Below are 26,001 nucleotides of genomic sequence, written 5' to 3'. Positions count from 1 at the left end.
CAGATGACAATTGAAATAAAAGTTCCCGTATTACCCGAATCAGTAGCCGATGCAACGATAGCAACTTGGCATGTTAAAGCTGGTGAAACAGTCACACGAGATCAGAATCTTGTTGATATTGAGACTGACAAAGTAGTATTGGAAGTAGTAGCACCAGAAGACGGCGTCTTATCAGAAATCATACATGCCGAAGGTGATACGGTTTTAGGTGAGCAAGTCATTGGGAAAGTAGAAGAGGGCGGTTCTGCGAAAAAAGAAAGCGCTTCCTCAGATTCTGCGGCGACGTCAGAAGCACCAGCTTCAGCTTCAACGTCAGCTCCATCTGGCGCTAAATCAGAAATTAAAGTACCTGTTCTTCCTGAATCAGTTGCAGACGCAACAATTGCCACTTGGCATGTTCAACCTGGTGAACAAGTAAAAAGAGACCAAAATTTAGTTGATATCGAAACAGATAAAGTAGTGCTAGAAGTTGTTGCGCCTGCTGATGGTTCTCTGTCTGATATCCTAGCTCAAGAAGGCGAAACAGTATTAGCGGAAGCTGTTATTGCAAACTTCGTGGAAGGTGCTGGTGAAGCTAGCTCTGCACCTGCTGCGGCAAGTGAAGAAGCAAGCGACGAAAGTAACGATTCAGATGCGCTAAGCCCATCAGTGCGAAGACTTCTTGCGGAAAAAGGTCTAGATGCAAGCAAAGTAACTGGCTCTGGTAAGGGCGGTCGTATCACTAAAGAGGATGTTGAAAAACATCTGAAAGCACCAGCTGCTGCGCCAGCTGCCTCTGCTAGCTCTAGTGAAGCACCTTCTGTAGCAGCAGGCGAGCGTACTGAAAAACGCGTGCCAATGACCCGCTTGCGTAAAACAATTGCGAACCGTTTGCTAGAAGCGAAAAACTCAACTGCGATGTTAACTACTTTCAATGAAGTTAACATGAAGCCAATTATGGATTTGCGTAAGCAGTATCAAGAAAGCTTTGAGAAGCGTCATGGTATTCGTTTAGGCTTTATGTCATTTTATGTGAAAGCAGTGACAGAAGCGTTAAAACGTTTCCCTGAAGTTAATGCTTCATTAGACGGTGATGATATTTGTTACCATAACTATTTCGACATCTCTATTGCTGTCTCTACGCCTCGTGGTCTAGTTACCCCAATCTTGCGCGATACCGACACATTGGGTATGGCGGGCGTCGAAAAAGGTATTAAAGAGCTTGCGCTTAAAGGTCGTGATGGAAAGCTAGCAATGTCAGATCTTCAGGGCGGTAACTTTACCATTACTAATGGTGGTGTTTTCGGTTCTTTGATGTCTACTCCAATCATTAATCCACCGCAAAGTGCGATTTTGGGGATGCATAAAATCCAAGACCGACCTATGGCGGTAAATGGTAAAGTTGAAATTTTACCAATGATGTACTTAGCTTTATCATACGATCACCGAATCATTGACGGTAAAGAATCGGTTGGATTCTTGGTAACTGTTAAAGAAATGTTAGAAGATCCGACACGTTTGTTACTTGATGTGTAAATATTAAGTTAACAATCGGGTCATTCGTAAGAAACAAGGGTGATAACAATGTTATCACCTATGATATAGCTGAGTTTATGATAAACTTAGCGAGATAAAATCAAGTCGCCCTAAGTACTTTTTTGAGGAACAATCGGCGGCTTTTCTATTAAATAAAATCGGATAAATCAACATGAATTTGCATGAATACCAAGGCAAACAGTTATTCAAAGAATACGGTTTGCCAGTATCTGAAGGATACGCTGCTGAGACTCCTCAAGCTGCTGTTGAAGCAGCAGACCGCATTGGCGGTTCTGAGTGGGTAGTTAAATGTCAAGTACACGCTGGAGGTCGCGGTAAAGCGGGCGGCGTAAAACTAGTTAAAGATAAAGCCGACATAAGAGCTTTTGCTGAAAACTGGCTTGGTAAAAACTTAGTAACTTATCAAACAGACGCTGCTGGCCAACCCGTTAGCCAAATTCTTGTTGAAACTTGTACTGATATCGCTCAAGAGTTGTATCTTGGCGCGGTTGTAGACAGAACGTCTCGCAGAATTGTTTTCATGGCATCTACAGAAGGTGGTGTTGAAATCGAAACTGTTGCAGAAGAAACACCTGAAAAGATTCTAAAAGCTGAAGTTGACCCATTAGTTGGCGCACAGCCATACCAAGCGCGTGAAATCGCGTTTAAACTTGGTTTGAAAGGTGTTCAAATTCGTCAATTCACAACTATCTTCATGGGTTTAGCGAAGATGTTTGAAGAACTAGATTTAGCACTTATCGAAATCAACCCTCTAGTTATCAAAGCAGACGGCGATTTGCATTGCCTTGACGCAAAACTAGGTGTTGATGGTAACGCTCTATATCGCCAGCCAAAAGTTCGTGATATGAACGACCCTACTCAAGAAGATGCGCGTGAAGCTCATGCTGCTAAATTTGAATTAAACTACGTTGCTCTTGATGGCAATGTTGGTTGCATGGTTAACGGCGCAGGTCTAGCAATGGGAACAATGGATATTGTTAACTTGCACGGCGGTAGCCCAGCTAACTTCCTTGATGTTGGGGGCGGTGCAACGAAAGAGCGTGTTGCTGAAGCATTCAAGATCATTTTATCAGACGATAACGTTAAAGCAGTACTCGTTAACATCTTCGGCGGTATCGTACGTTGCGATATGATTGCAGAAGGTATTATCGGTGCGGTTAAAGAAGTTGGTGTAAACGTACCAGTTGTTGTTCGTCTTGAAGGAACAAATGCTGAACTAGGTCGCGAAGTACTTGCGGGTTCTGGTTTAGATATCATTGCTGCAGAGTCTTTGACTGATGCCGCACTTAAAGTTGTTGCTGCTGCGGAGGGCAAATAATGTCAGTATTAATCAATAAAGACACCAAAGTTATCTGCCAAGGTTTTACTGGCGGTCAAGGAACTTTCCACTCTGAGCAAGCAATTGCTTATGGTACTCAAATGGTTGGCGGTGTAACGCCAGGTAAAGGTGGAACTACGCATTTAGGTCTTCCTGTATTCAATACAGTGAAAGAAGCGGTTGCTTCAACAGGCGCTACGGCAACTGTTATTTATGTACCTGCACCATTTTGTAAAGATTCAATCGTCGAAGCAGTAGATGCTGGTATCGAATTAGTGGTTTGTATCACTGAAGGTATTCCAACTATCGATATGCTTTACGTTAAAGAATACGTGAACCAAAAAGGCGCACGTATGATCGGTCCTAACTGCCCAGGTGTTATCACTCCGGGTGAGTGTAAGATTGGTATTATGCCAGGTCACATTCACAAGCCAGGCAAAGTTGGTATCGTTTCTCGTTCTGGTACTTTGACTTATGAAGCTGTTAAGCAAACAACTGACGAAGGTTTCGGCCAGTCAACTTGTGTGGGTATTGGTGGTGATCCAATCCCTGGCTCTAACTTCATCGATATCTTGAAGTTGTTCCAAGAAGATCCAGCGACAGAAGCAATCGTTATGATTGGTGAAATCGGCGGAACTGCGGAAGAAGAAGCTGCTGAATACATCAAAGCAAACGTTACTAAGCCTGTTGTTTCTTATATTGCTGGTGTAACTGCTCCAGCGGGTAAGCGTATGGGTCATGCTGGCGCTATCATTGCTGGCGGTAAAGGTACTGCTGATGAGAAATTCAAAGCATTAGAAGCTGCAGGTGTTAAAACCGTTCGCTCACTTGCTGAAATCGGCAAAGGCTTACGCGAAATTACTGGTTGGTAATGCAGCGAAGCTAATTAGATTTGAGAAACCTGCCTTATGGCAGGTTTTTTTTTGCCTCAACTAATGCATGTGATTTGTACAAAAACTGAATGACCTTTGACCGTTTATACAAATGCTTCGTCTTCCCTTGTTAAATAAATGTTAAGCACTAGAATGGCGAATTTTGTAGCTAATTGTTTTTTATGCAAAAAAAATCAACTGCTAAATTCTCATTCCAAGTATCACGCCTATTTGCCTTCTTATTGTTAATAAAATGTTGCTGAATGTTATGAATACGTATGCACAGAATGTTAAAACAACTCGCAAGAATGTAACATAATAATTAAGTATAAATAGGCGTACTTGCGTCGTCATTCACACACTATGACAAGCAGGGAAGCGTCAACTTCAACAGTAATGGGATACAACTATGACTAAATTCAAACCCAGCTTGATTACCGCGGCATTAGTTGCTAGCGGAATGATGTTTGGTAGTTTGCCTCTTTACGCACAAGAGTCGACAGATTCGGAAGAGCGTACCGAAGAGAGCATTGAGAAAATTGAGGTACGTGGCTTTAGTACCAGTCTTATAAAATCACTTAATCAGAAACGCTTCAGCGATACGGTTTCTGAGCAGATTTCTGCAGATGATCTAGGTGGCTTACCTGATGTGTCGATGGCTGATGCATTAACACGATTACCTGGTATTTCCGCAGTTAGAACCGGTGGACAAGCTGCAGAGATTAATATTCGAGGCCTTTCAGGTGATTTCGTTTTCTCAACGCTTAACGGTCGAGAGCAAGTTTCAACGAGTGGTAGTCGCTCAATTGAATTTGATCAGTATCCATCTGAGCTGATTAGCTCCGCTGCGGTTTATAAATCGCCTAAAGCCTCTTTGATTGAAGGTGGTGTAGCTGGAACTGTGGAACTTAAAACTGCAAGCCCACTGGCGAATGCAGAAGAACATACATTCAACGCGAACGTACGCGGTATGTATAACAACCGTGCAAACGAAGTTGCTGATGCTGATGAGTTTGGTCATAGATTAAGCTTCTCATACCAAGGTAAATTCCTTGAAGATACTTTAGGAGTAGCTCTCGGTTATGCAAGGTTATTCCAACCAAGTGTTTCTACTCAGTTTATTGGTTTGTCTTATAGTCGTGAGAAAGATGTCGATTTCATCTCGGGTGATGTGGATAATTTAGATCCGAATCGTCCAGCTGCTGAACAATGTGGTGAATGCGAAAATATTTCTGAAGGTTTCGAATTACAACATAAAGGTGGTGGTGAAACTCGTAACGGTTACATGGCCGCTATTGAATGGGCACCTACGGATAACTTCGTATTAAAAGCTGACGCTTTCTTAAGTAAATTTGAATCAGAAGAATTTGCACGTGGGTTTCGTGTAAAACTCGAAGCACCCAATGTGACAATTGCCAACCCTACGGTTGTTGATAATGATGTTATTGGTGGAACTTTTAACCGCATCCCTGATGGAAATACTCGTGTTGAATTGGTCAACGATGATAACCAAGACTTTGATGAAGTACGAAGCTTTGGTTTAAACGGTGTTTGGGAGATGACTGATAATTGGTCGATGTCTTTTGATATTGCCCACTCAGCCGCTAAGAGTGATTTCAGAAACGGTTTGTTATGGTCTCTTGTTGCTGAAGATGCAAACGCGCCAGCACCTCTGTTAGATGAAAATATTTCAATTAGTTACCTATTGAATGGCTTAGATTTACCTGATTTAGGTTTCAATCAACAAGATGCCTTTATTGATTTAGATAGAGTATTAGTTTCCAAATATGGTATCTACCCATTCCAAAACTCTGACGAACTAGACGCATATCGCTTGGATTTCACTTATCAATTAGATAATGACTGGGTGCGTTCAATTGAGTTTGGTGCGCGTTACTCTGATCGTGCATACACGAATGACCGTTCAGTATATGAATATGGTAGTGATTCTGGTTTCTCAAGAAGTCAGCCACCATTACGCTTAACTGACGATATGGTGACAGTAGTGAATTGGGAAGGTGAATTTTCATACTTCCCAAGCTACTTAGCTATTAATCTTGATAAAGCACTTAACGCTTGGTTCCCGGGCGGCGTACCGCAACCAGTACAAAGTTGGGGCGGATTTGATGGTGTATTGAATCCACCAGATGGCGATCCACTGAATGACACTTCATGGTCTGTATTACAAAGTGGTGAAGTATACGAAGAAGTTAATTCTGCTTATGTCATGGCAAATTTGGATATGGAATTAGCCGGAATACCTGTCACCGGTAACGTTGGTGTGAGAATGGTAGATACTAAGCAGGCTTCTACCTTCCTACAAAACGTTGGTGGCGATCCTGAAGCCGGAGCTCAAATCATTACTGATGATATTGGTCTAGCGGTAGATACATTCCGCCCAGTTCTTTTAGAAGATACTTATACTGATTATTTACCATCACTAAACTTAACTTTCAGAGTGACAGACAATCAATTGATTCGTTTCGCGGCTGCGAAAGTTATGGGACGTGCTCCAATCAACGAAATGTTTGCAAATGCAGGCGTTCAAGTATCTGAGCCAGCAGCTCGCCAAGATATAGATACGGGAGAAATCACGGTCATTGGTGAAGCTCGTTTATCAGGTCAAAGTGATAACAGTCCTTACTTGCGTCCTTTCTACGCAAACCAATACGACATATCGTACGAGCATTATTTTGATGATACAGACGGTGCATTTATTGCTGCCTTGTACTACAAAGATATTCAGTCTTTCGTAGATAGAAGCACGACTGACCCTTACGATTTTGCTGCTAACGGTTTTATCGTACCTACCGAAATAGATATCCCTGTATTCACTGATGAAGAAGATGCACAACCGGTATTAGATTCATTAGGTGAGCAAGTGTTTGTGACGGTTCCTGTAGTGAATGGTTCATACACAACGGCTGAAAACAATGCTAGAGGTGGTTACATTCGCGGTTTAGAGCTGTCATATACTGAAGTGTACAGCAAACTTCCTGGTTTATGGTCTGGTTTAGGTGTGAGTGCAAGTTACTCATATACTGAAACTGAAATCATTCGTAGAGCCAGTGCAAGTGATGGTATCTATTCAGCCCTATTACCAGGCTTAAGTAAGCAAGTGTTGGCTGGTACCGTGTTTTGGGAAAATGAAGGTTTTGAAACACGCGTTAGCGCGCGTTACAGAGCACCATTCGTTTCTAAGCAAGTTGCGGTAAACGACCAAGTTGTAAACTTCGACTCTGAATTAGTCATCGATTATCAAGCAAGCTATGAAGTAAATGAAAACCTTGGGATCCTATTCCAAGTGAATAACTTAACTGACGCTCCTACTCGAAGCTATTTTGGTTCAGAGGCGCGCACCGGGACAATCCAGTACTTCGGTACACAATTCTTCTTGGGGCTAACGTATTCACTATGAGAATAATTAATTTAACGTCACTGTTTAAAAAGGGCCTTAATTTGGGTCGCATTAAAAATATAGCATTGGAGAATTTACCTATGTTTAGTCGTAAAAGCATCATCAGCTTTGCCGCAATTATCATGTCAATATTCGTATTGTCAGCTTGCGGTGGCGCGGATGTTAAATCAGGGGAGGTTGCATTAACATGTAATGTTCCAAATATCCCCAATTCAGATGCGACGGCCTGTGTGCCTCCACCACCGATTGTTTGTCCAGCACCTACCGTGCCAAATGAGACAAATGATGCTTGTGTTGTAGGTTTCAATCCGTCATTACCTGATCCTGTTTTCTTCCCGGGTGAAGACCAGGCAGTTTTGTATTATAACAGAGCTGCAGTAGGTGCTGATAACAGTGCATCAGACCCTTCCTATGAAGGCTATCGTTTGCATACTTGGAGCAACGATGCGTGTGATGCATATGCCGATCCTGATACTGCATGGGATAATGGGCGTGTACACACTGGAATCGATCCTACGTATGGCGCATATTGGGTGTTAGACTTAAAGCCAGGTTATGCACAAACGACTGGTGCTTGTCATAACTTTATTATTCACATCGGTACTGACGATGCGGGTAAAGAGTTGGGTGGTGGCGACTTTAAAGGTAAGTTGCAGCAACCTGAAGACGAGCGTTTTGCACGCATGAACTTCACTTTCTCTGGTGTTCCAACTCTGTATGAATTCCCAATTGATTCTTTGGGCGAGCAGCCAGTAGCTATTGATGGCGCACAAGCACATTGGTTAGATGCAACTACCTTCTTATGGGATGTTGACTTTGCCGTAGTTGATAGCGTTAAGTTACATTACTCTGCTGATGCAAGCCTTGAGGTTTCTGTTGAAACAGGATTGAACGGCACTGTAGCTGAGTTAACCGAAGTTGATCTAACTGACGAACAAAAAGCCATCGCTCCACATCTATCTAGTATGCCTGCATTTGCTGGTTCTTGGACTGCTGATGATGCGAAAGCTGTTTTGAAAACTCAAGCAGTACTCGGTGCATATAACGACGAAGGTAAATTAATTTCTGCAACACGTATCCAGATTCCAAATGTTCTCGACCAACTTTATACAGTAGGCGAAAACGATGCGGATGAAGCTGTACTTGGACCGGTTTATACCGACTCTGGCATTGAAGCAAAAGTGTGGGCACCTACAGCAACAAACGTTTCATTGAAATTGTACGGAGCTGACAAACGACTTGAAAGCACTCAGCCAATGACGCTTGATGCTGCAACAGGTATATGGACGTATGCTGGCTCTATGGATATGGACCGCAAATTATATCGTTATGAAGTGACGGTTTACCATCCACAGGATAATCAAATTGAAGTGTTGGATGTGACAGACCCATATTCAGTTGGTCTTGCAATGAATGGCCGATTCTCACAATTCGTTAATTTGAATGATGAAGATCTTAAGCCAGAGGGTTGGGATACGCATACTATTCCTACCATCACTGACCCTGAAGATGCTGTATTGTATGAAGGTCATATTCGTGACTTTAGTGCATTAGATGAGTCAACAACAGAAGCGAATCGTGGTAAATATTTAGCCTTCACAGAGAAAGAGTCATCGCCAATGCAGCATTTAGCAACATTGGCTGAGAAAGGTTTGACTCACTTCCATATGTTGCCTGCTAATGACATTGCAACTATCAATGAAGATACGACTAAGACTGTTGACTTCTCAAGTACCGTGCAAGAAATATGTGCATTGAAGCCAACCAGTGCTGTCTGCCAAGATAACACTTCACGTGATATGACAATTGGTGAGCTTTACAATAGCTTTAATGTGACGTCAAAACCTGGCGCTGCTCAAGAACTCACACAGCAATTACGTGATATTGACCAATTCAATTGGGGTTATGATCCTAAGCATTTTAACGCGCCAGAGGGTAGCTACGCTTCTAATCCGGATGGTGTGCAACGTATTGTTGAAATGCGTGCGATGAATCAGTCATTACATGAAATTGGTTTACGAGTTGTACTAGATGTTGTGTACAACCACACTAATGCCTCTGGTTTATTTGAAAACTCTGTGTTCGATAAAGTAGTACCAGGCTACTATCACAGATATGAAGTAGATACGGGCGCTATTGTTCGTGAAACTTGCTGTGATGATACAGAGCCACGTAACCGTATGATGGAAAAATTCATGGAAGATTCATTACTTCTATGGACTGAGCATTATAAGTTTGACGGCTTCCGTTTTGACATTATGAGTCAAGCTACTAAGCAAACAATGGTCGACTTGTATGCTAAAGTGCGTGAAATGGATGAAGACAACTACTTCTATGGTGAAGGTTGGACACGTCAAGATCGTGGTTACGAGCAAGCTAACCAAATCAATATGGCAGGTACACAAATTGGTACTTACAATGACCGAACTCGTGAAGGTATCCGTCGCGGTAATATTTTCTACAATGGCAGTGATAATAGCCGTTTAGGTGAAACTGAACGTGAAATGACCTTAGCATCAGCAATGGGTGACCAAGATATTGTTAAAATGTCGATGTCCGGTACATTAACTGATTTTGTTTTGGAAACTTCAGGTGGTAGTGCAACGGAAACAAGTTCACTTGGTGGTTATGCTTTAGATCCTGCTGACATCATTAACTATGTTTCTAAGCATGATAACGAGTCATTGTGGGATCAGTACAATTACAACTTGCCAAGGAATCTTAGCTTAGAGCAAAGAATTCGTGCACAAAATATCGGTATCGGCATTCCGATGCTATCTCAAGGTATTCCATTCTTACAAATGGGTGGCGACTTCCTACGTTCCAAGTCAATGGATAGAAACACTTATGATTCGGGTGACTGGTTTAGCCGAGTCGACTTTACCTTTGAAAATAATAACTGGAACGTCGGTTTACCGATGGAACAAGATAACGGCAGTATGTGGGATACGATCAGGACATTTATGTTCTCGCCAGAACGTGCAGCTAGCATGTCAGATATTGAGTTTGCAGCAGAAGTGTTCCAAGAATACTTAAGCATTCGAACTGACAGCAAACTGTTCCGTTTAACTACAGCTGAAGACATTAAAGCGCGTGTTGGTTTCCACAACATCGGTTCTCGTCAACAGCAAGGCTTGATCGTAATGAGTCTTGATGATGGTATTACACCAAACAGTGATGTTGTGCTACCTGACCTTGATGCTAAATACGATGCGATTGTCGTCGTGGTTAACACCGGTTATGAAGAAAAATCCATTGAAGTGCTAACAGCAACGGGTTTTGAGCTTCATACTGTGCTAGCTAATTCAATTGACCCTGTAGTGCGTGGCGCATCATTTTCTGAAGGAGCTGATGAGTCTGGCAATGGTACGTTCGTTGTTCCACCTCTAAGTATGGCAGTGTTTGTTAAAAACCAAGGCTTAGAACGTGGTTATGGTTTATCTGCATTTGCTACATCAGGCGCACCAGACGTTGTTCCATTCGGTGATATCACGGTGTTCTTGCGCGGTGAGATGAATGGTTGGGGCGAAGCTGATGCCTTCACATATAAAGGCGATGGCGTATATGAAGTAGCAGTAGCGTTAAGTGGTAACACAAGCTACGCATTCAAAGTTGCTTCTAGCGATTGGTCTTCGGTTGATTACGGTAATAACGATGCTCCAGAAGTGACTGAAGCAGTCGAGAAAGACGTATTCAGTGGTCAAGGCAATATGAGCTTTACGCCTAGCGTAGATGCTACGTATGTATTTAGCTTCAACGCTAGTGATACTGATGCTGCAACACTTACAGTTGTTAATGAAGAGCCATATGTTGGTAATCCTATCTTCCTTCGTGGTGGCATGAATGGATGGGGTACAGACAACGAGTTTAACTATGACGGTGGTCGTTTGTACTCTGTTGCAGTTGACCTTGGTGCTGAAGAATATCAATTTAAAGTAGCTAACGAAGGTTGGTCTGCACCAAACCTAGGTGCGCTTAGTGAAGACGATATTGATGACACGATTACTTTAGGTCAAGATTTACCGCTTGTTGAAAATGGAGATAACATTTTCATTAATGTGGCTGAAGCTGGTAAATACGTGTTTATCTTCGATAGCACGGATCTTGATGAGCCAAAAATTAGAGTATTCAATGAACAGTTCTTCGGTGCTAATACGGTATTTATCCGTGGTAGCTTGAATGGCTGGGGAGAAGATGATCCTCTAGTTTATCAAGGTGATGGTGTTTACACTGTGGACATCAACCTAGATGGTACCGACGTTGCCTTTAAAGTAGCTACGTCAGACTGGTCTACGGTAAACCTTGGTGCTTCGTCAGATGATACTGCTAATGTAACGCTTGGTGAGCCGAAAGTACTCGTCCAAAGTGATACTAACTTGACGATAACTGCACCAGCAGCTGGTCTATATCAATTTAAAGTTGAAGGGCCTGATGCCAAAGCAGCAAAAGTGACAGTAACTGCTATTGAGTAAAGTTTACTCTAGCTTTATTGCTAGCCTTTACTAGGGTGATTATTCAAAAACCAGCGCTAAGCGCTGGTTTTTTTTTGCTTCAAATTTTGTCACGGGATTTGTTTGTTGTTTTGTAGCTAAGCTAACTATATTTGAATAAGCTGATAAAACTTAATTGCACTAAGAAAAAACTCAGCTAATATAAAACGATTAAAAAATAATGCCTTAGCTAAAAAGAGACTTGGCCAATAGGCAAATTATAGGAATGGTAATGAAAGTCACAATAGAGATTGTAATTGAAGCGCCTATAAAAACTATCTGGGAAGCTTGGGTAACGCCTGAAGATATCACTCAGTGGAATTTTGCGATTGAAGAATGGTGCTGCCCCTCAGCAACGATTGATTTTGTTGAAGGTGGTAAATTCAATTATCGAATGGAAGCTAAAGATGGTTCTTTCGGATTTGATTTCGAAGGGGAGTTCACACATATTACCTTACATAAATTAATTCAGTATTCCCTAGAAGATGGCCGTACGGTGATGATTGAATTTATAGATTCTAATAATGGCGTGAAAGTAGTTCAGACTTTCGACACAGAAGATGAAAACTCAGCTGAGCAACAACGGCAGGGCTGGCTTGGTATACTGACTAACTTTAAAAGGCATGTTGAAGAACATAAAATAAACGGCAGGAGTTAGCCATCCTGTCCGCTATATAGCCAATAAAATTAAAACGAATAAGGAGATATTATGAATTGTACAAGTTGTAAAAATGGTGCGTTAAGACCTAGTTTCATTGATGGCCTATTTAGAGCGCATACTTGCACTAATTGCGGAGGTAATTGGATTCTTGTTGAGGATTTCGTCAGTTGGAAAGAGAAAAACCCAGAACATCAATTTCCAAAACCTTCTGAATGGTCAGAAGACGATGCGATGGACACAGCTGGCGCTATGTTATGCCCTGTTTCTGGCACAATTATGAGAAAGTTTAGAGTAACCGAAAAAACCAGTCACCGTATCGATTATAGTAATGCCGTTGGCGGAATATGGTTAGATAAAGGAGAGTGGGAACTTCTAAAATCAGAAGGGATCGCAGGTACAATTAATAACGTGGTAACTCAGCACTGGCAGAATAATGTCAGGGAGCAAAGTGCATCAAATAATTTTGCTGACATATATGAATCAAAATTTGGTAAAGAATCATATGAAAAAGCAAAAGAAATAAGAGAGTGGCTTAACTCGCAGTCTCAAAAGGCTGATCTGCGTGCTTATATTCTAGCTGAAAATCCTTACTCCGCTTCGGAGTAGGGTAACAACACATTTTATACTAAACTCTTAAACCCACCGTAAACCATCTTAGCTGCGTCGAACCCTGAATTGGATTTAGCTACTAGCTCTTCCATTCTTGGATCAGCGGCAACCTTGGCGTTAGCTAGATCTCGAGCCTCACGTGATTCAAACGTTACCCAACCAAATACGACAAAGTCATCCTCATTAGCCTCAACAAGATCTGTAAACGAACGAAGCCCCTGAAATGAAAGGTCGTCTCCTACATATTCTTTATAGTCGATTGCACCATGTTCTTTCCATATGTTGGCAACTTTTTCAGCGAGAGTTTGGTATTCATTTATATGACTGCGCTGAATTGGTAGGGTGAAACCATCTATGTAATTTGCCATATAAGATCCTTTAGTTATTAATACCAAGCTGAATTGTCATAGCGAATACAGCTCAACACTGTACAGTGCGAAGAGCGCTTTGTGAGCTTTGAATTAAGGCTTGGTGCTCTGCTTATTTAAGGTATTTTCTAACACGCTTATATTATTATCTATCGCATCGCCAATTGCCCCAGCTAACTTCGCTCTTCGGTAGTAATATAAGGATTCGTTTAGGCGTTTCTTCTTGTATTTAATTTCTGCAATTTGTAAGTTGTACAGGCCATTATGTGGAAGGGCATCTGCAAGAATTTGAATCGTTTTTGCCATCATTACTTGATTGCCCTGGCTCTTATAACGATTCAGACTCGCTTCCATCATGTTCAACCAATCCACTTTTTTGAGGAAAAAATCTAAGCCTGCTTGTTGCTGCCAATCGCTTGGTTTTGGCAAGGTTGGTTTGCGTGGATTATCGGTAAACGGGTAGTCCGAGGTGAGATTTAAAATGGTCGCAAATCCATAGTACTCCTCTTGTGGCAGTATTAACCGTTCTTCCCACGCTCTCTCTATGCTGACATTTAAGAAGGGTTTTAGCTCAAAGCTCTTATCTAAAGCGTTCTTAGCAATGGCATTGTAAAAGGCATTAGAAATCACGAAGTAACCCTGTAGGTTAGGATGTAAATGCTCCAACATCATCGTGCGACCAATAATGCCATTGGGACTGCGAATGGCTAGCTCTTTCTCAGCATCTACAAGGGCTGCATCATACTGACGGGCAAGCTCACGAATGATGTCATTAATCGCGGATGGTGCTCTGAAGCGCAATTGGTCATGCTCGAGTGCTAACCCGAAGTGCAGCTTTGCTAACTTTAAGTCATTTAGATTCAAGGCAAGCCTAGCTAATTTAAAATGTAAATCTGCAGAGCTAGAGCTCATTAATTGGCTTGATGCTTTCTTTAAATTACTGATCCGCTGCGTTTCGTTTAATTGTTGTTTGTTATTAAAAATCTCATCAGCGATTGTTTTAAAGTTGTCTTCTAATGGCAAACTTGAAAACGGCGGGTGACCGGAGTAGTTGCTCGCAATAGTAGAAATAAAAACCTGAATACCGGCATGTTGATACTTTTCTAGTAGGGTGGACATGTTATTTTCAAACTGCTCAAGACCTTGCTTATAAACACTGGAGTCTTTAGGTATCGCTTTATTTTTTGCTACCTTAGCCATAAATGTACGAGACTGTTGTCCTTTTGATTCTATACTTGCATCAGTAGTTGAATCTGCACGTGAAGCTGTTTCGTTAGATTGCGATAGCCCAAAGTAGAGATCTTGAATTAGTTGGAAGACCCTAAAGTCCTTCAGCTTTAAAAACCATCGAGTACTGGTTCCTGCTCCCATGGCAGTGTAGTTTGAGCCTACACCCAATATCCCTAAATATTCGTTATGACCAGCATAAATCAATACGGCATCGGGTTTTTGTTGAATGATTTCGTCGGCCAAATCGAGAAGCGTATAGCTATTTACAGCTGACATCGCAGTGTTGAGTACTTCTACATGTTTGCCAGGTAAACTGGGTTTTAAGCGTTGATCTAATGTGCCTGCAATACTGGCACCTAAACCATATGGAAAACCTGCTGCTGTGCTGCCACCTTGCACAATGACTCGGTATCCATTTTTGGGTTTTTCTTTAAGAATAAAGTTTGCTTCCATCGTTACCGATGGTTGCGGCGCGTTCGCGGGAAAATAGCGAGACATCACATCAGGTCTAGGTAACTGATAACTCGGATGAGCAGGGTTGTCGATGAATAAAGGCACATGTTGACCAAACCCCACGAGACGAAGGCCTAGTTCCAAAAGCACAAAAAATGCGAAGGGGATGAGCAATGCGATAGTATAAAAAAGCAATGTTTGCTTTTTTGCAGCGTTCTTTTTTACTGCTTTATTTTTGACTGTTTTCATCATTCTCTGTTCTATTGTATTTGTTGTTTTATAGCACGTGCGCGCTGGTTGTTTGGTTGCATACTTAATAATTCATCTAGTATCGCGATAGCTTCATTCGTATTGCCGGATTTAAAAATAATTTCAGCCAAAGTCAGGTAGTAGTTTGAATCAATATTTTGCATTTGTTTATTATTGAGCTTACTTATCGCTAAGGTGCGCCTAGCATAGTATTCAGCAAGCCCTAATTCATTCGTTTTTAGATAAAGCAGGCTCGCAACACGTGCAGCTTCAATTTCATTTGGTAAGGCATCAAATAACAAGGCCGCGGCCAAGGCAGCTTCTGCTATATTATTTTGGTTTTGTAGTAATACTAAGAGTTCAGGTTGGCCTGTTAGCCAGGGTTCACCCTCAATTCTTCTTTTCGCTAACGATTCCAGCGCAGTATTATTCTTTGGTGCTGGTACCGCTTTTTTACTGCTTCTAAATGGGTAGTCTGACATCAGTGTTTCAATTTTGTAATCAGCTACTAATTCGTCCACTTTGGATAGTGGAATATTACGCCAAGCTTGATCTCGGCCTATTGATACCTTATTTATTAATCCACTGTTTAGCTTGTTGTCGCTCAGATTGAGTTTTTCATTGTTATTCAGAATAGCTTGATAAAAAGCCTCTGCAATTAAAAAATAACCTCGAGGATTTGGGTGAAGATGCTCTAGCATATGAGCTGAGCCAATCAGTGCGTCACTTGAGTCTTCTCGAATAAATTGTTCACTGTTCACCAGCACTGCATCGGGGTTTTGCGTTACAACTTTTTCAATAATAGTATTGAACAAACTTGGGGCTCTGAAGCGCAGTAGATCGTAGTCTCTTGCCAACTGGAAATAGTCTACAGCTTTATCATCGCCTTCAGCTAACATCGCCTGTGCTACTTTATAGGCTAAATCGGCTGAGTGCGTTTCTTTAGCGAGTAAGGCCTGGCCTTGTTGAATGATCCTTCGTTGAGAACGTGGTTTTTCAGTATCCAAAAGCTTATCAAGTTCAGGCGAGTTGAATGATGAGAAGGGACTTAAGTCTTTTTCGTTCGATGCAATGCTTGATAGGAAAAGCGGGATCTTAGCCTTGTTGAATGAAGAGGAGATGGCTTGCATGTTTTGCTCAAACTGCTGAACACCTTGATTAAATAAAGTTGAATCAAAAGGTATCGCCTTTTCTTTGGCGACGGAGGCCATTACTGTGCGGGAGCTATCGCTGCTATTCGCACCAATAGAGTTGTCCGATAAGGCATCGTCAAACAACGCATAATAGAGCGTTTGAATTAACTGGAACAAGCGTAGATCTTTTAATTTCAAAAACAATAAATTTGCGGCATGACTGCCATTCGAAGCATATACAGAGCCAACGCCCATGATACCTAAATACTCATTGTGACCAGCATAGATAAGAACAGCATCGGGCTTGATGGCTATCACTTCATCCACGAAATCTAGGAGCGCATAGCTATTGATGCTAGCCATCGCTACTGAAATAATTTCGATGTTCCTATTTGGAAATTGTGCTTTTAGTCTTTGATTTAACATGCCTGCTGGCGATCCAAATCGCCCATAAGGGAAGCCCGCAGCGGTTGAACCGCCCATGAAAACAATACGAATACTGTCGGCAGCTTTCTCGCGTTTAAACAAATAGGTATCAGGCCCGACAGGAGGAGCAAATTCAGCTTTGTGAAAGAAGCGTTTCACAACCTCAGGATTTGGCTGTAAATAACCCTCGCTGTAACTGGATTCGATAAACAAGGGATAATGATGACCAAAATTGCTTAGTCGGAGAATGCCTTCCAACAAGAGTAATAATACAAATGGAAGTGCGATAGCAATGAGGTAAAAGATAGGTCTACTTTGTTTAAGAGTGTTTTGTTTTGCTGCAATGTTCTGTTGCTGACTTTTATGCTTATTTGTCGACATATTCCCTTAATCACCCATGCACTGATACTATAAACCACTTTTTAGATGATTAGTTTATCCTAAAAACTGAGTAAAAATCATGTTAATAGCTTGTTGCATACGTATGCTATGCGAAAAACCGGCAAATTGACTGTTTTAGACTAGTTCAAGTTAAAAATATCAGTAAACTACTATTTGGTTTATTAAAAGTTGTTAGGCAATGACGAAAATTTTAGGGATATCAGCTTTCTATCATGATAGCGCCGCGGCATTAATCGTCGACGGTGATATTCAATGTGCCGCTCAAGAAGAGCGCTTTAGTCGAATAAAACATGATCCTAACTTTCCCACACAAGCCATTCAATATTGCCTTAAAAGTTCAAACACGAATTTACAAGAGATAGACGCAGTCGTATTTTATGATAAGCCCTTGCTAAAGTTCGAACGCCTTCTTGAAACCTATCTAGCGACAGCACCTCGTGGTTTTCTTTCGTTTTTGCGTGCCATGCCAATTTGGTTGAAGGAAAAGCTTTATTTAAAATCAGTGCTACGCAAAGAATTACGGACGCTCATTCACCAGCAACGAGCACTAATAAATGGCACATCGTATGCTCATGAACTTAATCTAGAGAAAAAGCCTAAAGTGCCTCAACTTCTTTTTTGTGAGCATCATGAATCGCACGCGGCCGCAGCCTACTTCCCAAGTCCGTTCGATGATGCAGCTGTACTGTGTCTTGATGGTGTAGGCGAGTGGGCTACATCGTCTGCGTGGAGAGGGAAATCGGGTGAACTCACGCCATTGTTTGAAATTCACTTTCCGCACTCCCTTGGTTTATTGTATTCCGCATTTACCCAATATTGTGGGTTTAAGGTAAACAGTGGTGAATACAAATTGATGGGTCTCGCTCCTTATGGTGAAGCAAAGTATGTAGACCTGATCACGCAAAAATTAGTGAATATTCGCGAGGATGGTAGCTTTTCACTGGATATAAATTACTTTGATTATGCAGCTGGTCAAACAATGACTAATGCAAAATTTCACGCACTCTTTGATGGCAAACCTCATCCTTACGATAGCGAGACAACACAAAAGCAAATGGATCTCGCCCGTTCTATTCAGGTTGTCACAGAAGAGATTGTATTAAAGATAGCGGCTCATATTCACCAGAAAACAGCTTGTGATAACTTATGTTTGGCTGGCGGAGTGGCGTTAAACTGTGTTGCAAATGGTCGACTGAGCCGAGAAGGACCTTTTAAAAATATTTGGATACAACCCGCCGCTGGCGATGCCGGCAGTGCCATAGGTGCTGCTTTACAAGTCTGGCATAAATATTATCAGCATCCGAAACAAGCACTGGGAACAAACAAAATAGATTTTATGAAAGGTGCTTATCTTGGTTGTCAGTATTCGAGTGATGAAGTTCAAGCAGCATGCCATTCTCAATCCTTACCTTTTTCAGTCTTAGACGATGAAAGTCTTTTTTCTCAAGTAGCGGCTTTTATTAACGATGGTAAAGTCGTGGGCTGGTTTCAAGATGCTATGGAGTTTGGACCAAGAGCTTTGGGTAACCGCTCAATAATTGGGGACGCTAGGAATACGCAAATGCAATCCCAAATGAATTTGAAAATTAAGCAGCGTGAATCCTTTAGACCCTTCGCGCCAGCAGTTCTGAGTGAAGATGCAACTAGTTGGTTTGATATAGATGTCGATAGCCCTTATATGTTGCTTGTTGCGGATGTCAAAGCAGAGCATTGTTTGGATTTGAAAGACAATCAGGCATCAGGTTTGGAAAAGTTATTACAACTTAGAAGCTCAGTGCCCGCTATTACTCATGTCGATAATTCAGCACGTGTGCAAACAGTGCATAAAGAAAGTAATCCTAAATTTCATCGCCTGATAAGCGAATTCAAAGCATTAACGGGAGTGGGAATGGTCATCAACACTTCATTTAACGTTCGCGGTGAGCCGCCTGTATGTAGCCCAAAAGACGCAATTCGGTGTTTTCTCGCAACTGATATGGATGTGTTGGTCATGCAGAACGTGGTTCTTTTGAAAGCTGAACAACCTGAAGAACAAATCGCTTTGGCAAAATCTATTACATTTGAGAAGGATTAATGTTGATGCTCAATAGCATACGAAAATTGATGTTACCTACAGCAAGCAGCCACGATACAAAAGCGATGCGCTCATTTGCTATTAGTATGGCAATCTTCCTTCCGCTTGTATTTATGTTGGTGCTGCCTTGGATATTCAATAAACCAATGCCGTATTGGCCTCTCGTGATTTCGAGCACTTTGATGGTACTGTACTTTGTATATCCTAGAGGTATTTATAATCCGTATTATCTATGGATGATCATCGCTTCAATATTGGGTTGGTTGAATACACGCATTATTCTAGCTTTGGTTTTCTATATTGTTATTACTCCTATAGGGCTGGTAATGAAACTACTAGGAAAACTGCAATATAAAAAACAACTGAAAGAGAGTAGTACTTGGGTCATACAAGACCATAACGACGATAGAAAAGATAAGAAACGCTTAGAGGAGCCTTTTTAATATGAGTGAGTTTTTACAGGATTTGTGGGCTTTTTTAAGAGTTCGCAAAAAGCTATGGCTATTACCTATCATTGTTATCCTTGCTTTGTTGGGCGGCCTTGTCGTGGCGACGCAACAATCTTCACTTGCCACATTTATTTATACATTATTCTAGGAGCACGGGAATGCCAATGTTCAAAACAGTTTTAAGCAACGAGATTACAGCAAAAAAGCGAATAAAACTCAGCATGCTGGCGATAGCATGTTCCATCTTCGCGCTCGGTGCGTGTTCGCAGTCGGAGCAATCGAATTCCTCGGATACCAGTGGAGCGAAGCCTATGGGAAATTCTCATCTTACAACGCTTGAAAAACACCCTCATGCTGCACAAGGTGAAGGTAAACCTGTGGTATATCAAGTTTTCACACGTTTATATGGAAACAAAAATTCGACCAACAAAGCGTGGGGTACTTTAGAAGAAAATGGTGTTGGAAAATTTAGTGACTTTGATGTTCCAGCGCTTAGAAGCATAAAAGCACTTGGTGCTTCCTATGTTTGGTATACAGGAGTGCCGCACCATGCTGTGATTAGAGATTACACCGAATATGGTATCTCAATGGATGATCCAGATGTAGTGAAAGGGCGCGCGGGCTCGCCTTACGCTGTAAAAGACTATTACAACGTTAATCCTGACTTAGCTGATGATCCTGAGAATCGCTTAGCTGAGTTTGAAGCACTAATTAAACGCACACACGATCAAGGTTTGAAAGTCATTATAGATATCGTGCCCAACCATGTTGCACGAGATTATGAATCTTTAAGTAAACCTTTGGGCGTTAAAGATTTTGGTGAAGCAGATAACACGGAACTTGAGTATGCGAGAGACAATAACTTTTACTATGTAGTAGGAAAGTCTTTTCAAGTGCCAGAGAGTGAAAACGCTTATCAGCCTTTAGGCGGTGAAGCACACCCTTTATCTGATGGTAAATTTGATGAAACACCCGCTAAATGGACTGGCAATGGAGCGCGTGCGGCTCAGCCAAGTTTCCATGATTGGTATGAAACGGTGAAAGTGAATTATGGCGTAAAGCCTGACGGTACTTATGATTTTGATAGATTGCCGAAAGAGTACGCAAACAAGTCACTTAGCGAACATGCTGCATTTTGGCAGGACAAATCTGTACCAGATTCGTGGATTAAGTTTGAGCAGATTGTTCATTATTGGCTTGATAAAGGGGTCGATGGCTTTCGTTACGATATGGCCGAAATGGTACCAGTAGAGTTTTGGTCATACTTAAATTCATCCATCAAAAACAAAAATCCAAACGCCTTTTTATTGGCTGAAGTATATAACCCAGATCTGTATAGAGACTACTTGAAGTTTGGCAAAATGGATTATTTGTATGACAAAGTCGAGTTTTATGATTCGTTGAAGTTATTGATGCAAGGTAAAGGTCCTGCACAAGCACTAGAAGATATTCAAATAGGTTTAGCCGATATTGAGCTTCACATGCTGCACTTCCTTGAGAATCATGACGAACAACGGATCGCAAGCCCCGGCTTTGCAGGCAAGGCAGAGAAAGGTAAGCCAGCGATGGTGGTATCTTCCTTGATCAGCAAGTCACCAAGCATGTTGTATTTTGCTCAAGACGTGGGGGAGGATGGTTCTGAGGAAACAGGTTTTGGCGATCCAAGCCGTACCACTATTTTTGACTATGCCGGTGTGCCAGCTCATCAGCGTTTTATGAATAATGGTGAATTTGACGGCGGGCAATCTACAGAGTCGGAAAAGCGATTGCGAGCTTTCTATGAACGCTTAATGCAAATTTCTGCAAACCACCCAACCATGCTTGGAAAGTACCAAAGTTTGCATTCATTTAACGTGAAAAACGCAGAAATGTCTGAGACAAATTCTTATTCAGAGTCGCAATTTTCTTTCGTTAGATGGAATGAAGATAAAGCGCTTATTGTGGTCAGTAATTTTAGTGACGAGACACAAGCCAATTTGACTGTAAACCTCCCCATATCTTTGCTTTCAGAATGGCAACTTAGTGAAGGAAGCTATCAAGCAACTGATTTGTTAAATGGCTTTGTTTACAACTTACAAGTAGCTAGAAAACGCTCAGATGCTTTTGTGAGTATTCAACTGAAAGGCTTGGAGTCAGCAGTGTTAGAAATTTCCTTGAAGGAGCAAGCTAAATGAGTCGTCGTATTATGCACTTGACTTCAATAGCATTGAGTTTCTTATTTATTGTTAGCACGAATACTAGTTTTGCATTTGAACCGAGCGCGTTTAGTCAACGTTCGGCGAATCAAAGCGCGGCTAATCAAAGCAGTGATAATCAAAGCTCTGACAATCGCCAGACGGTGCCAAGTAAACTCAAAGTTACCGGTCACACTGATAGCAACGACACAATTCAAGACAAGATTGTTACCTTACAAGAAGTCCAAAAGCTGAAGAATAAGCTAGAAATTAAACTTAGCACAGGAATGCTGAGCATAACGGCACTAAATGACGCGTCCTTTGAAGTTTTTTATGAGCCAGACGGCCTCAAACAATTGCCTTCATTTGCGCTTGCTGATGGTGTTAAGGAAAGAACGGAGATAGAAACAAAGTTGGAGGCATTCGCCGGTTATCTTGAATTTTCTGTCGCAAATTTGACTGCAAAATTGAATATCTCACCGTTTTCAATTAGCTACTATCGAGATGGAGAGCTGCTCGTCGCTGAAGAAGCCGGATTATTTAATTTCGAAACAATTCGTGGTTTTCGCTTTGCCTTACAAGACGATGAAAAGATTATGGGCGGTGGTCAGCGTGTCTTAGGCATGGATCGTCGTGGTCATCGCATGCCACTGTATAACCGAGCCCACTATGGTTATACAACTGAATCTTCGCAAATGTACTATAGTTTGCCAGCAGTAATGTCGACTAAGCTATACGCTATTGGTTTTGATAATAGTGCTTCTGGTTTTCTTGATATCGGGCACACACAAAAAGACGTATTACAGTTTGAAGCAAAAGCAGGTCGTACATCTTATATCATTAGTTCAGGTTCAACTTATGCTGATTTAGTGTCTAATTTCGTTGATGTAACTGGAAAACAACCCTTACCTCCTCGTTGGGCCTTAGGCAACTATGCTTCTCGATTCGGTTATAAAACACAAAAACAGACTCTCGATACTATTGATAAATTTATATCTGAAGACTTTCCTGTTGACGCAATTGTGTTAGATCTTTATTGGTTTGGGCCTGACATTAAGGGCCATATGGGTAATTTGGAATGGGATAAAAACGCATTCCCTGAACCCGAAAAAATGATCAAGCAGTTGAAAAAGAAGGGTGTGAAAACGATTCTTATCACCGAACCGTTTATACTATCTACGTCAACTCAATGGGACTCTGCAGTAAAAAATGATGCCTTAGCTCGTAATATTGGTGGTGGCCCTAAACGCTTTGATTTCTATTTTGGCAACACAGGCTTAGTCGATGTTTTTGATACTGCATCTCAAGATTGGTTTTGGCGTTTCTATGAAGGACTTGATGAGCAAGGCGTTGCAGGTTGGTGGGGTGATTTAGGCGAGCCTGAAGTGCACCCAAGTGATAGTTTGCATCGTTTTGAAGGGAATATGATTACGGGTGATGAAATTCATAATGCCTATGGTCATAAATGGGCACAAATGGTTTTTGAGCGACAAGCTAAATTAACACCAAACGAGCGTCCATTTATCATGATGCGCTCTGGCTTTCTTGGCAGTCAACGCTACGGCATGATCCCTTGGACTGGCGATGTGAGTCGTGAGTGGGGTGGTTTAAAGCCTCAAGTTGAACTTGCACTGCAAATGAGTATGTTTGGATTAGCATATACACATTCTGATTTAGGTGGCTTTGCAGGCGGGGAAGTATTCGACCCCGAGCTATATATTCGTTGGATGCAGTATGGCGTATTCCAACCTGTATACCGTCCACATGCGCAAGATAACATAGCCCCCGAGCCCGTTTTTCATGATCAAAAAACGAAGGATATTACTCGTGAATTTGTGAAATTAAGATATCGTATGCTGCCATACAACTATTCTTTATCTTTTGAGAATTCATTGTTTGGTACACCGATGATGCGACCGACGTTTTTTGATACAGCCAGTTCGAATATCGATAACGCGCTAAGTTATTTTTGGGGCGATGCATTTTTAGTTCAACCAATCACTGATCCTGGCGTTGAAACAGTTTCTTTAACATTGCCAAAAGGCGTTTGGTTTAGTTACTGGAATGACCTTAAATATGTGAATAAGTCTGATACTGATAAAACGGTTAGCGTTCCAGCCCCTATTGATCAGATGCCTGTATTAGTTAAAGCTGGCGCATTCGTACCGATGGCTAAGAATATGCAAAACACAGGCGAGTATGACAACTCTTATTTAAATGTGCATTATTATCATGATGCATCCGTCCCGAAAGCGTCGTATAAAATGTACGATGATGATGGTAAAAGTGCTGATTCCATTTCTTCGGAAAGTTATCAAACATTAGTATTTAACGCTGAAACAAACACTACTAAGGACAAACAGCAACTTGAGCTATCGACAAGGGTTCAGGGAGCCTATAAAGGTTCTCCAAAAATCAGAACGATAAACTTTGTTGTACATGGTGTTGCTGAACAACCTACCAATTTAATGGTGAATGGCGAGCAACTTACATTGCTAACGGCCAAGGCTTTCAGTCGCACTAAAAAGGGAGCATATTACAACCCTTCTACACAACAACTAAGAGTAAAAGAAAGATTAGAGTCCAAGTTAAACCTGGTTTTAGACTTCTAATCCTAGACTTACATTATGCGGGGCAAAGTTTTTCGTGTTTCGCATAATGTACTGTTCCAATTGTTTCATTTGGCTAGCTGGCAGTTTGTTCGCAGAGCTTACTGGGGCAAATGCACCGTAGCCTGCTAGCAAGCAATACCATGAAATCACAGGGTAGTATTGGGTCATGTTGTTCTTTGTTAGCACCTCTGAGATATCTTTCTTAGAATGCCAAACATCTATGACCTCACTGAGTTTCGGTGAAATATTCGTGTTTTCTCGGTTGTCGATCCAATAATCAGAATCAGTTCGTGAGTTCATCTTGTAATGACACACTATGTAATCTCTGACTCCCTCAAAGCGCTGTCGAATATCATCGTTAAATGTTCGTTTCACTTCCTCTTCATTACTCGCGAAATTGGGTGCTTGTAAACTAGCAACTAATTTTTGAATGGTCTCTTGCACAAGGTGCAGCGCGGTTGCTTCTAATGGCTCAATAAAACCTTGAGAAAGTCCTACAGTAACTACATTCTTAAACCAGTGTTGTTGTACTTGACCCACTTTCATTTTTAAATGCTTTGCTTCATTTTTGTATGTGTCGTTATTGTTTTTTAGTTGCAGCCGTAACTCATCCTCAGCCTTTTCTGGTGTGATATATCTGTCGCTGAAAACATAGCCATTACCAGTTCGGTTTGTCAGTGGAATTTGCCATGACCAACCCGCACTTAAAGCTGTGGCTTTTGTTTCTGATCCAATTTTATCTTGTCGTGCAGAGGGAATAGCAACGGCTCTGTTATTAAATAAATTACAAGAAAAGTCCTCGAAGGGAACGTTTAAAGCGCCTTGCAATAGTAAGGAATTAAAGCCAGTAGCATCGATAAAAATGTCTGCTTCATGACGTTCACCAGATTCCAACTCAATCGATTGTATGCTGAGATCTTTGCGTTGATTCACTGATTTCATTGTACCGCTGATGTGAACAACGCCATTTGCTACAGCGTGCTTACCTAAAAATTCACCTAGTTTTCCAGAATCAAAATGATAGGCATAATTTAATGGTAGCTGTGGTTTTCCATCGAATGGTTTCGGGCTCAATTTTAAATCAGCCAGTTTTGCAGTTAAGAAAAAATTATCAGGATTAACTGCTACATCCATACCCCTTGAACGCATTTGGCAGTGATATAAAAAAGCTGCAGCTGTTTGGCGGTCGAAAGGAGAAGGGAAAGGATGGAAATAACGATTGTTTTGCGCGTTTTCGCTCCAATCTAAAAAACTAATGCCGTTTTTATACGAAGCATGGCAGGCGGGCATCCACTCCGACTCAGTGATACCTAAGAGATCGAAAAATTTCTTCAATTGTGGGGTAGAGCCTTCACCAACCCCAATAATACCAATTTGAGGCGACTCAACTAAGGTTATTTGCCAAGCTTCATGCTTTTGCTGCTGCGGATTTTTGCCTCCCAAATGATGATTGAGTAGATTTGCAGCCATCCAGCCAGCAGTGCCACCGCCTAAAATCAGCAGTTTTTTCATCGTGTTTATCACTTT

16 protein-coding genes are annotated in these 26,001 nt (G+C 41.5%); 12 read left to right on the top strand and 4 right to left on the bottom strand.

Translation table 11 applies throughout. The annotated features are described in order from the left end of the window. The first annotated feature begins 3 nt into the window (after positions 1-3). The 7 genes from odhB to ACKLNX_RS07485 all read left to right on the top strand — a co-directional run bounded on the left by odhB (position 4) and on the right by ACKLNX_RS07485 (position 12,901). Complete coding sequence (gene odhB, locus ACKLNX_RS07515) at positions 4-1,515, top strand: 2-oxoglutarate dehydrogenase complex dihydrolipoyllysine-residue succinyltransferase (RefSeq protein WP_412971860.1); 1,512 nt, start codon at positions 4-6, stop codon at positions 1,513-1,515. A 172-nt stretch (positions 1,516-1,687) separates the two neighbouring features. Next, positions 1,688-2,854, top strand: coding sequence for an ADP-forming succinate--CoA ligase subunit beta (gene sucC / locus ACKLNX_RS07510; RefSeq protein WP_412971859.1), 1,167 nt, complete (start codon positions 1,688-1,690; stop codon positions 2,852-2,854). After that, positions 2,854-3,726 carry a succinate--CoA ligase subunit alpha gene (gene sucD, locus ACKLNX_RS07505; RefSeq protein WP_411694793.1) on the top strand — a complete coding sequence of 291 codons (873 nt, stop codon included), beginning with the start codon at positions 2,854-2,856 and terminating at the stop codon, positions 3,724-3,726. The genes sucC and sucD overlap by 1 nt, the downstream gene beginning before the upstream one ends. Before the next feature lie 409 nt (positions 3,727-4,135). Then, positions 4,136-7,144, top strand: coding sequence for a TonB-dependent receptor (locus ACKLNX_RS07500; protein WP_412971858.1), 3,009 nt, complete (start codon positions 4,136-4,138; stop codon positions 7,142-7,144). 80 nt (positions 7,145-7,224) lie between these two features. Beyond that, positions 7,225-11,616: a pullulanase-type alpha-1,6-glucosidase gene (gene pulA, locus ACKLNX_RS07495; RefSeq protein WP_412971857.1), complete on the top strand. Its 4,392-nt coding sequence runs from the start codon at positions 7,225-7,227 to the stop codon at positions 11,614-11,616. A 250-nt stretch (positions 11,617-11,866) separates the two neighbouring features. Continuing rightward, positions 11,867-12,292, top strand: a complete 426-nt coding sequence (locus tag ACKLNX_RS07490; protein WP_412971856.1) for an SRPBCC family protein — start codon at positions 11,867-11,869, stop codon at positions 12,290-12,292. 51 nt (positions 12,293-12,343) lie between these two features. After that, positions 12,344-12,901, top strand: coding sequence for a zf-TFIIB domain-containing protein (locus ACKLNX_RS07485; RefSeq protein WP_412971855.1), 558 nt, complete (start codon positions 12,344-12,346; stop codon positions 12,899-12,901). Between the two features lie 14 nt (positions 12,902-12,915). Here the strand turns inward: ACKLNX_RS07485 and ACKLNX_RS07480 are convergent, their stop codons facing one another. The 3 genes from ACKLNX_RS07480 to ACKLNX_RS07470 all read right to left on the bottom strand — a co-directional run bounded on the left by ACKLNX_RS07480 (position 12,916) and on the right by ACKLNX_RS07470 (position 17,144). Next, positions 12,916-13,272, bottom strand: a complete 357-nt coding sequence (locus tag ACKLNX_RS07480) for a DUF1428 domain-containing protein (protein ID WP_412971854.1) — start codon at positions 13,270-13,272, stop codon at positions 12,916-12,918. 93 nt (positions 13,273-13,365) lie between these two features. Beyond that, on the bottom strand, positions 13,366-15,207 hold the full coding sequence (locus ACKLNX_RS07475) for a hypothetical protein (protein ID WP_412971853.1): 1,842 nt from the start codon (positions 15,205-15,207) through the stop codon (positions 13,366-13,368). 8 nt (positions 15,208-15,215) lie between these two features. Then, complete coding sequence (locus tag ACKLNX_RS07470; RefSeq protein WP_412971852.1) at positions 15,216-17,144, bottom strand: hypothetical protein; 1,929 nt, start codon at positions 17,142-17,144, stop codon at positions 15,216-15,218. A gap of 199 nt (positions 17,145-17,343) precedes the next feature. Here ACKLNX_RS07470 and ACKLNX_RS07465 point away from each other — a divergent pair, with 199 nt between their 5' ends. The 5 genes from ACKLNX_RS07465 to ACKLNX_RS07445 are packed head-to-tail and all read left to right on the top strand — an operon-like array spanning position 17,344 to position 24,474. Then, positions 17,344-19,239, top strand: a complete 1,896-nt coding sequence (locus tag ACKLNX_RS07465) for a carbamoyltransferase (RefSeq protein ID WP_412971851.1) — start codon at positions 17,344-17,346, stop codon at positions 19,237-19,239. Positions 19,240-19,244: 5 nt separating this feature from the next. Further along, positions 19,245-19,682, top strand: a complete 438-nt coding sequence (locus tag ACKLNX_RS07460; RefSeq protein ID WP_412971850.1) for an SxtJ family membrane protein — start codon at positions 19,245-19,247, stop codon at positions 19,680-19,682. 1 nt (position 19,683) lies between these two features. Then, a complete protein-coding gene (locus tag ACKLNX_RS07455) occupies positions 19,684-19,836 on the top strand; it encodes a DUF5989 family protein (RefSeq protein WP_411694784.1) in 153 nt (50 codons plus the stop codon). A 16-nt stretch (positions 19,837-19,852) separates the two neighbouring features. Further along, positions 19,853-21,862, top strand: a complete 2,010-nt coding sequence (locus ACKLNX_RS07450) for an alpha-amylase family glycosyl hydrolase (RefSeq protein ID WP_412971879.1) — start codon at positions 19,853-19,855, stop codon at positions 21,860-21,862. Continuing rightward, positions 21,859-24,474: a TIM-barrel domain-containing protein gene (locus tag ACKLNX_RS07445; protein WP_412971849.1), complete on the top strand. Its 2,616-nt coding sequence runs from the start codon at positions 21,859-21,861 to the stop codon at positions 24,472-24,474. Before ACKLNX_RS07450 ends, ACKLNX_RS07445 begins: the two co-directional genes overlap by 4 nt. Here the strand turns inward: ACKLNX_RS07445 and ACKLNX_RS07440 are convergent. Beyond that, positions 24,463-25,986 (bottom strand): tryptophan halogenase family protein, encoded by a 1,524-nt coding sequence (locus tag ACKLNX_RS07440; RefSeq protein ID WP_412971848.1) that lies wholly within the window; start codon positions 25,984-25,986, stop codon positions 24,463-24,465. The genes ACKLNX_RS07445 and ACKLNX_RS07440 overlap by 12 nt on opposite strands. Positions 25,987-26,001 lie beyond the last annotated feature (15 nt).

Source organism: Glaciecola sp. MF2-115 (genome assembly GCF_047250385.1).
In the GTDB taxonomy this organism is placed as follows: domain Bacteria; phylum Pseudomonadota; class Gammaproteobacteria; order Enterobacterales; family Alteromonadaceae; genus Glaciecola.
The sequence above is the reverse complement of the archived record's forward strand: the minus strand, read 5'-3'. Positions and strand labels throughout refer to the sequence as shown.

Bases quoted from the DNA above. Each gene is read 5' to 3' on its own strand.
- odhB (WP_412971860.1), top strand. From the start codon at position 4: ATGACAATTGAAATAAAAGTTCCCGTATTACCCGAATCAGTAGCCGAT.
- sucC (WP_412971859.1), top strand. From the start codon at position 1,688: ATGAATTTGCATGAATACCAAGGCAAACAGTTATTCAAAGAATACGGT.
- sucD (WP_411694793.1), top strand. From the start codon at position 2,854: ATGTCAGTATTAATCAATAAAGACACCAAAGTTATCTGCCAAGGTTTT.
- ACKLNX_RS07500 (WP_412971858.1), top strand. From the start codon at position 4,136: ATGACTAAATTCAAACCCAGCTTGATTACCGCGGCATTAGTTGCTAGC.
- pulA (WP_412971857.1), top strand. From the start codon at position 7,225: ATGTTTAGTCGTAAAAGCATCATCAGCTTTGCCGCAATTATCATGTCA.
- ACKLNX_RS07490 (WP_412971856.1), top strand. From the start codon at position 11,867: ATGAAAGTCACAATAGAGATTGTAATTGAAGCGCCTATAAAAACTATC.
- ACKLNX_RS07485 (WP_412971855.1), top strand. From the start codon at position 12,344: ATGAATTGTACAAGTTGTAAAAATGGTGCGTTAAGACCTAGTTTCATT.
- ACKLNX_RS07480 (WP_412971854.1), bottom strand. From the start codon at position 13,272: ATGGCAAATTACATAGATGGTTTCACCCTACCAATTCAGCGCAGTCAT.
- ACKLNX_RS07475 (WP_412971853.1), bottom strand. From the start codon at position 15,207: ATGATGAAAACAGTCAAAAATAAAGCAGTAAAAAAGAACGCTGCAAAA.
- ACKLNX_RS07470 (WP_412971852.1), bottom strand. From the start codon at position 17,144: ATGTCGACAAATAAGCATAAAAGTCAGCAACAGAACATTGCAGCAAAA.
- ACKLNX_RS07465 (WP_412971851.1), top strand. From the start codon at position 17,344: ATGACGAAAATTTTAGGGATATCAGCTTTCTATCATGATAGCGCCGCG.
- ACKLNX_RS07460 (WP_412971850.1), top strand. From the start codon at position 19,245: ATGCTCAATAGCATACGAAAATTGATGTTACCTACAGCAAGCAGCCAC.
- ACKLNX_RS07455 (WP_411694784.1), top strand. From the start codon at position 19,684: ATGAGTGAGTTTTTACAGGATTTGTGGGCTTTTTTAAGAGTTCGCAAA.
- ACKLNX_RS07450 (WP_412971879.1), top strand. From the start codon at position 19,853: ATGTTCAAAACAGTTTTAAGCAACGAGATTACAGCAAAAAAGCGAATA.
- ACKLNX_RS07445 (WP_412971849.1), top strand. From the start codon at position 21,859: ATGAGTCGTCGTATTATGCACTTGACTTCAATAGCATTGAGTTTCTTA.
- ACKLNX_RS07440 (WP_412971848.1), bottom strand. From the start codon at position 25,986: ATGAAAAAACTGCTGATTTTAGGCGGTGGCACTGCTGGCTGGATGGCT.